Genomic DNA, 7,856 nt, shown 5'->3' on the forward strand with positions numbered 1-7,856 from the left:
TTGGCATGCCTCGCCTCACATAACCTCAACTTCCCGAACCGCCCGGTGCGGACCCGCACGCCGGGTGGTGTGGCAGGGTGGTGTGGCAGGGGACCGGCCAGCTTGCTGGCCGCCCCTATGCCGATCACGACAAGGATATCGAGCAATGTTCCTCGATCCTCAGCCGTCTGGTGCAGAAATCGCTATCTCGGGAAAGCCCTGGCAACCGCGACGCGCTCCCGCTGCCGGACGCCGACTTACCCATGATTTTCTGAGTCTGCCGGCCATTGGCCCGGACGTTCAAACGCGTGCAGTCATGCGCTGGAACGCCGAGAAGGATGTCGCCAGCCTGATCGCTGCCCAGTTCAACGCGGGCGTGCTGCGCCCGCGCGATGTCCCTAGCTTCAACGGTACGGGCGACGCGCTTGCTCACGGCTTTTTTGCGTGGGTGAAGCGTCACTCATCGAAGTGGTTCACGTCCGGACGCGCGCGCCGGTTATGCGCTGATTTTGAAAAGCTCTCGCTGATGCTGCAGCGGGTTGGTAATCGTAGTCTCTTCGGTTGCGAATATCGACCTTGCTGTGCGTATGCGGCAGCTACGCTGACTGTCCAAAACGACCGTCGCATCGGTGAATTGCTCGATTCGCATTACGAGTACCTCGCCAGCGCCGGCGATGGATCCACCTATTACGGCTTCGTGCCGTTCGCCGCTACGCCTGAACTCATCCGCAAACAGTACGCGGATTGGGCGAAGGCGCTTTCTATTCTTGGTCAACTGGACCGTGTCATCGCGGGCCTTGCGGCATAAATCACGGAGTTATCTATGAAAGGGCTTGATATCGGCTCGGACCGCGTCGACGAACTTGCCGCGACCAGTGCCATCTTGCTTTATAGCCGTCAGGACTGCAGTACTGTCTACGGCACCGTTCATCCGGTGGCGCAAGGCAAGGGCGGTCGGGCTACCATCGGTGCGGGCCGGCCAATTGAGCGCCGCGCGTTGTTCGAATGCCTGCGAGAACTGGCGCAGAACGCGGCGCCGAAAGCGGAATTTCTGCCGGAGACCGTGCTGGCTGTATCGCAAGACGCGGTGATGTGGTGGTGCAGGCCGGCGACGCGAAGGGTCTTCTTCGACTGCCAGGAGATCGGACGGCGCAGCGCGGTCGTTCTCCATCCGGGTTTGGTATTCCGTGCAGCTTCGAACGGGTTTTCCGTGTTCGCGCTGCAGGAAGACAGCCGGCCGACGCCTGATTCGAAGCTGCACGAACCTCCTTACTTTAACACCTGGGATGAAGGGCGGATCTGCATCGGATCGGCTTATGTGCCCAAACGTATCGATGTCGAATCGATTGACGGATGGGAAAGCGGGTTCTTCGAATCTGCTTTCACGCATCCCAATCACGGCAACAAACGTGTTTCGCATTCGAACGGCGAGTTCGCGTTCTGGAAGAAGATGCTCGACGGCGAGTACGGCGAGCAGTTTCCGAAAGACGCGCTTGTCACAATGAATATGACCCTCGGTGAGCTTATTGCCGGCAAATAAGGAGTTTGATGATGAATGCTGGTGCTTTGAATGCCGGTGATGCAGCGCTTCAACGTTCGTTCCCGTCGGTGATGGTGCCTCGGCGTGAGCCGGTGGCGCCGATGCTGGCAGCCGGTGAGCGATTGCTGATCGGCGAGAACGGTGTCTTTATCGAGATCAATCTGCCGTGGCTGTCGGTCGTTCGACGCATCGCGCACTATACGGTTCCGACCGCGATCCCTTACGGGCGAGTGGTCGAATCGACGGTGCTGCGTTGCGGCGCTGTTCCGCCCGAGTTGATCGGCAACTTCGTCTCGATGGCGCGCGCTGAGTATCCGCTGGAAACCGGTGCGTGGATCGTCTGGAATGTGGAAACCGGCCAGTTCCGCCTCGCACCCGTCAATTTACTCGTGCAGGGCACCGGATCGTTGAAGTACGAGCGGCCGGAGCTTGACTCAGGCGAACTGTGCGTGATCGATTGTCACTCGCACGGGGCGCATCCGGCTTTCTTCTCGTCGACAGACAACGAAGATGACCGGCACGAAACGAAGTTCGCGTTCGTCGTTGGAAATTGCGCGGCGGCGATGCCCAGTATGGCCATGCGGCTGTGCGCGAAGGGGATCTTTGAGGATGTCGAACGCGTGCCCAACAGCTGGTACGCGGCAGCCCGTCAGAAGGAGGTCGCATGACAGGTGTGATTCGTCACGCGCTTCCTTCCCGGATGCTCGAGCGGTCGTGGAACGTGATCGTGGTCGGTGCCGGCGGCACAGGCAGTGCGCTGCTGCCCAGCCTCGCGCGGTTGCATCATGCGATGGTTGAACTGGGTCACCCGGGCGGCATCGACTGCACGGTCTACGATGACGACACGGTGAGTCCAACCAATGTCGGTCGGCAGGGCTTTTATCCGAACGACGTGGGTGAGTACAAAGCCTCGCTCATCGTTAATCGGTTGAATGCGCTGATGGGAACCAACTGGCGGGCGCAAACCACGCGCTTTACCCGTAGTGTCTCTTGCTACAACGTCGATCTCGTCATTGGTTGTGTCGATACGCGTGTGGCTCGCCGCGCAATTGTCGATGCGACGAAGACCTGCGATCTGTACTACCTGGACTGCGGTAACGATACGGATCGAGGGCAGGTCGTCATCGGACAAGCGGAGCCAAGAGGCTATCAGAAGGTAAAGAAGGCGAATCCGGAGCGCTTGCCGCATGTGGGGCAACTGTTCCCGGAGCTGATTGATCCGTCGCTTGACGCGAAAGATCAAACGCCCTCCTGTTCCATGGCCGAGGCGCTGCGCAAGCAGTCCCTGGTCATCAACCAGGCCATCTCGGTCCAGGCATTCAACCTGCTCTGGACGATGTTTCGAACCGGGGCAGTGCCGTTCTCGGGCGTGTTCGTGAATCTTGCCACGGGACGCACGAACCCGATTCCGTTGGACGCCGCAGCTTGGGCGAGATTTGGCTATGACCCATTGAAACCGTCTGTCAAAAAAGTGAGTAAGGGTCGAAAGCTCAAGCTTGCCGCCTAGCAATCTGCACGCTTTTCCTAAGGAGGTGCCGACTCTCGCAAGGAGCCGGGTGCGTGCTCTGCGTAACTTATCGACCAGCGCCACGCCTCCGGTTTTCCGGGGGCGTGGCGCTTTTTTTTGGGGCACGCTCAAAAGGCGAAAGCAGCTTGTGCGCAGGGCGGGGTAACAGTCGCAACCGGCGAGCGTTGGGACAACAACTGGTCGTAGCGATGCAGCACATCAGTGCCATGCGTGTATTGGGCTTCGATGCCGACGACATCGGCGACACGGCGACGAACGCTCGCGAGAAGCTCCGCTTCTTCGGGTGTTGTGCGAATGGTTGGCCAGCCAGACGTGAAGAGCAGGTGCGCGGGAATTTCCGCTTCGATCGCTTGCCGCTGAATAGCGGCGGTTTTCGCGCGCGCCACATCAGCAATGAGACTGGAGGGGAGCAGTGCGGGCGCAACATCTGCAAGCCAGCGCTGACCTTGGAACGCGAAGGTCGAGGCCGCTTCCAGTCGTACCATCTCCCGATAGACATCGTGATTGTCCGCGCAGCTTGCCGCGGCTCGCAAGTCCGTCGAGCGTGCTCATGATGCAGTAGGCGCAAGAGACGCGCGATGCGCCGTACACTGTGTACGCCTCATGCAATGCGAGGCCTGCTGATGCGATCTCCGCAAACACTTCCTCGATGGTCCACTCGATGATCGCATTCCATGTGATCCCCGCGCGGCCTTTCGTGGACAGCGACGCGAGCGGGGCGGAGACTGGCATCTTGCTACGTGCGCTGCTTTCTTGCCTACGCACGCCGGTGACGTTGACGATATCCTGCGTTGGAAACCTCTTTTTCAATGCAGAAAAAATTACCGCGGATTTAAACTCACTGGTATTACGACGACTTATGCCGAGAACGTAAACAACGGCGGCTACGTCCTTAACGGAAGGGAGCGGTAGCATGTTGCTTAATGCACGTTCTGCTTTACGCTTGCTCATAGCGTGGCAAATGACCCGCCGCCACCCGTCTCGGACAGTCGTTACTATCGCGTCAACCGCGGTTACCATCCGTAAAAACGGACTCACAAAGCCGACCGAAAAACTAGAAGTCGCAATAGCCTGCCGACACATGTCCTCGAACAATTCGCTGTCGCTGGAAACTTGTGTCTACCGCGGCAGCACGGGGCCTTTCTCTGCTGAACGCGTGATTCCTGCTGGTTTAGGAGGCGATGACAAGCGGTTTATGTGACGCAGAATTTTTGCAAGAAATGCAACACGGATGTTTTCTGGCCGCTAGAGCTTGAATTTCTACGGAGATCACCTGCGGCACTAGGACGAATTTTTCTTCAGCCTGAAGGGAGACGGCGTAGCAAAGGCAAAAACCCGCCCAAGCTAGAAGCCAGCGCGAAAGAGACGATTACTCCCGCTGGATATGCGGTCGAGATAGAGCTTGGCGCACGGGGACGGCCTACGATACTTCCCCAACTCGTGTTAGTCGGGAATCTTAAAGGAGTTAGTGCCGGATCAGAAGCCATGCCATTGCGTGAATATGTAGATCGAGCGCGAATTCTGCTCGGAGCAAAGCGCGGCCTGTGTTACCAAAGATATAAGTGAAAAAACTCCCGCGTTGTACGCGACCACTTACACATGGAACGTAAGCGCGCAGAAATCGACGTCTAGCAGTCGGGGATCTGACCGTACAGGCTATGTCCACTGATGGCGCGCTGCACCCCATGCGCTATACACAGAGGTTAATACTCGTCGTACTTGGCGACGTATGGCAGGCCGCCCCGCACCATGATCGGTTCAATCGCGAGCGATGTTTCCTGCGGGCCGCTGCAATCGTGGGCAAACGGACCGCGATCTTCGGAGGGGGCCCAAGACGACGGGAGCGCTGCCATGCCTAACCTTGCCATGATTTGCCAAGTACGTACTGCTAGCCATGGCTGTGTTCGTCGCGCTAGGACTGGTTTTTATCACGTCGGGCATATGCATACATTGCAACAACGATTTCGCAGTTCCGAAGAGCGATCTATACGACCTAACATGCAGGTTCACATCTGCTTGAAAAGACCGGCGCAAGCCCGACTGACCGGGAGCACGTCTCCGCTCCTGCGCAAATAAATGCGCTGGCGGCTAAGCAGGTCGCGCTCGATATGGTCGATCGCCGCATAGGCGACGATAACGCCGCGATGCACTTGTGCGAAGCGCTCGGTATCGAGCCGCTGGAGCATCTCCTTCAAGGGCGTCCGAATCACGTGCCGCTCGCTTGCGGTCACGACCTCCGTATATTTGTCGGCAGCCTGAAAATACAGAAAATACAGTACCTCCTCCACCGAGACGAGCCGAGTCGTGTCCCGAAGGCCCACTGTTATCCAGCGAATCGGCGCTGCATCTCGCTGCTCCTCCGCATTTTCCAACAGCGCGGTGGTTGTGGGTGCCGGGCCGCCGCGCTGCAGCTTTACGATACAGCGGAGCAGGCGATCATCAGTCACTGGTTTCAACAGGTAGTCGATCGCCGACTGGTCGAACGCCTGAACAGCATACTCGTAGTAGGACGTCACGAACACGATGTGCACATGCGGTACGAGGCTGGCGATTTTCAGACCATCGATACCGGGCATCCTGATATCCAGGAAGGCGAAGTCGGGGCGTTTAGCATTGAGCTCTGCGAGCGCGTCGACGCCGTTGCGCTGCATCCCGATGATCTCGAGTTCGGGCCAAAGTGCGCTAAGGCGAACGGCGAGTTCCGCAGACAGGTTGGGTTCGTCGTCGGCGATCAGGGCGGTCGGCATATCAGGCGATCGGTATTTGCAAGGTTGCGGTCACGCCCCGCATGGCGTCGGCATTCGCGCCGATCGACACGCGCCCGCGCTCGCCATAGAGACTTATCATTCGGGCGCGAACGTTCGCGAGTCCAACGCCACCGTGCAGCTTCGTGCCTGCGTTCCCGAGTCCCACACCGGTATCAGTCACGCTAAGGATGAGAGAGTCTCCGTCGCGCGTGCCGCGAATGAGCACTTCGCCGAGGTCAACTGACGGCTCGATGCCGTGCAGCAGTGCATTCTCGACGAGGGGTTGCAGCAGGAGCGGCGATAGAGGCAATGCCCTGAGTGCATCCGGGACGTCGACCGAATAGCGCAGGCGTTCCTCGCCGAGCCTGATCGTCGCAATTTTCAGCAGTGCCTCAACCAGTTCCAGTTCTTCGTCCAACGTAGCCGTAGCCTTGCGCGTGCGGCCCAGGCTCGCGCGCAAATAACAATTGAGGCTGTCGAGCATCGTCGTCGCGCGGGTCGGATCGCGTTCGATCAGGCTTTGCACGTTCGCCAGCGTGTTGAACAGGAAATGCGGCTCGATCTGAGCCTGCAGCAGCGCGAGTCGCGCGGCCGTTTCGGCCTGGCGCGCCTCGGCGGCCTCGCGTCGCTGTGTCTCAAGCGAAGTGCGCATTCGCGCGGCCTGCACGAACACCGACACGAACGCGCACGCTGCGCCCGCGATAATGAACGATGAGCCGTAGGCCAGCCAGACCTTGAGGCCTGCGTGACCGATGAGATGTGGAACATGTCCGATCGTGGATGCTGCGACTTCGAATCCGATGAACACGCTGGCTGGTGCGACGACCAGGGTCTTCGGCACGAGCGCGAGCTTGCCGCGTACAAGTCTGTCTGCGGCGACGCTAAGCAGTGACGCGCTGAAACCAATGCCATTCGCAACGACCAGATACGGCAGCAACGACTCGTTGCGTCGGGTCGCCCAAAAAATCAACCCGACCGCGCAGTTGAAGCAGAAAAGCGAAAGCAGCGACCGACCCAGTTGCGCCGGACTGGCGTGGGGCGCGAAGAACCGAAGAGAGAGCGGCTTGCTTGGCATGGCAGCGAGCGGGGGGGCGGATTGGGCAGATGGTAGCGTAAATCGACGCAGCTTTACCATCTGCGAACGGTTCCGACGCACCGCCGCCGCACGCTGGATCGTTGCACCTGTGCCCCAAGGGTGGTTCGTCCAACCCAAGCGCCGTTCATCGCCGGTTTCCACCGTTCGTCGCAAACTTCCGAGCGCGAGGGGGCTGATCGCTATAGTCCTGACATAACCGCTATTTGCGGTGCGCAGGAGAAGCTATCCCATGCCACATTTTCCGACCTATCTCTACGTGTTGTTTTGCCTTTTCGTCTACATCGGCATCAAGCGCTGCTTCGTGCGCGAGGTCCGGCCTGTGCGCCCGGTTCTATTTCCGATCCTGTTCGTCGCTCTTGGCCTGTCGAGCCTCAGCCACCTGTTTCTACGAGCGAGTGCCGAAGCCTACGCCGCGGGCTTCGGGATGCTTGTGGTCGGGGCGGCGGGCGGCTGGCTCCACGCAGGCCTTTGGCGCCTGCAGTTCAGGAACGGACCGGAAGGCATTTTTGTGCGCCTGCCGGGCGACGCGAGTCTTCTGGTAACGCTGCTTTAGACGTTCGTTGCCGAAACGTTTATTCATTACGCGATCGCCAGTTTGCGGCCGTGGGTGGCCACTGACGCCTTTGCAGTCCTGTCGTTCGCAATCTGGGGCGGGCTCGTTGGCATGCCGCTCGGCCGCGCGATTAACGTAGGACGCGATGCGTCCGTCATGCCAACGGCCTGTCGGAGGAACGCAGCGGATCGGATCGGTGCCTGAGTCGCGCTGAACAAGGCATAGACGCAACGCGAGAGCGAACATAGCGCTCATGGCGAGCCACTGGTCTCGCCGTGCGGTTTCGACAGTTGTGTGCGTCAAGTTGTGCAGAAATCGGATGCCGGTGGTTTCAGTTGATCCTTCTGTGCGACGTGCGGCGCGAAGGGCGTAGCCCGCAGCGCCGAACGCCGCGCGGCCGCTATGCAGCAGCG

Annotated in this window: 7 protein-coding genes and 1 pseudogene; 5 read left to right on the plus strand and 3 right to left on the minus strand. The window is 59.5% G+C overall.

What is annotated here, in order from left to right:
• The first annotated feature begins 145 nt into the window (after positions 1–145).
• From BVER_RS26185 to BVER_RS26200, 4 genes are read left to right on the plus strand one after another with little or no spacing between them, the layout of a single operon-like run.
• Positions 146–787 carry a hypothetical protein gene (locus BVER_RS26185; protein ID WP_157056234.1) on the plus strand — a complete coding sequence of 214 codons (642 nt, stop codon included), beginning with the start codon at positions 146–148 and terminating at the stop codon, positions 785–787.
• 15 nt (positions 788–802) lie between these two features.
• A complete protein-coding gene (locus BVER_RS26190; protein WP_050455748.1) occupies positions 803–1,519 on the plus strand; it encodes a PRTRC system protein B in 717 nt (238 codons plus the stop codon).
• 11 nt (positions 1,520–1,530) lie between these two features.
• A complete protein-coding gene (locus tag BVER_RS26195) occupies positions 1,531–2,187 on the plus strand; it encodes a PRTRC system protein A (protein ID WP_083452370.1) in 657 nt (218 codons plus the stop codon).
• Positions 2,184–3,026: a PRTRC system ThiF family protein gene (locus tag BVER_RS26200; RefSeq protein WP_050455750.1), complete on the plus strand. Its 843-nt coding sequence runs from the start codon at positions 2,184–2,186 to the stop codon at positions 3,024–3,026. The genes BVER_RS26195 and BVER_RS26200 overlap by 4 nt, the downstream gene beginning before the upstream one ends.
• Before the next feature lie 128 nt (positions 3,027–3,154).
• Here the strand turns inward: BVER_RS26200 and BVER_RS34605 are convergent, their stop codons facing one another.
• The 3 genes from BVER_RS34605 to BVER_RS26215 form a co-directional block, all read right to left on the minus strand.
• Complete coding sequence (locus BVER_RS34605) at positions 3,155–3,532, minus strand: hypothetical protein (protein WP_050455751.1); 378 nt, start codon at positions 3,530–3,532, stop codon at positions 3,155–3,157.
• A gap of 1,521 nt (positions 3,533–5,053) precedes the next feature.
• Entirely contained in the window at positions 5,054–5,794 is a 741-nt protein-coding gene (locus BVER_RS26210) for a LytR/AlgR family response regulator transcription factor (RefSeq protein WP_050455752.1), read from the minus strand.
• Position 5,795: 1 nt separating this feature from the next.
• Positions 5,796–6,869: a sensor histidine kinase gene (locus BVER_RS26215; protein ID WP_050455753.1), complete on the minus strand. Its 1,074-nt coding sequence runs from the start codon at positions 6,867–6,869 to the stop codon at positions 5,796–5,798.
• A gap of 250 nt (positions 6,870–7,119) precedes the next feature.
• Between BVER_RS26215 and BVER_RS26220 the strand changes: the two are divergent.
• Positions 7,120–7,691, plus strand: a pseudogene (locus tag BVER_RS26220) (hypothetical protein).
• Positions 7,692–7,856: the final 165 nt, after the last annotated feature.

The sequence above is a fragment of the Candidatus Burkholderia verschuerenii genome, from assembly GCF_001189365.1.
Lineage (GTDB): Bacteria > Pseudomonadota > Gammaproteobacteria > Burkholderiales > Burkholderiaceae > Caballeronia > Caballeronia verschuerenii.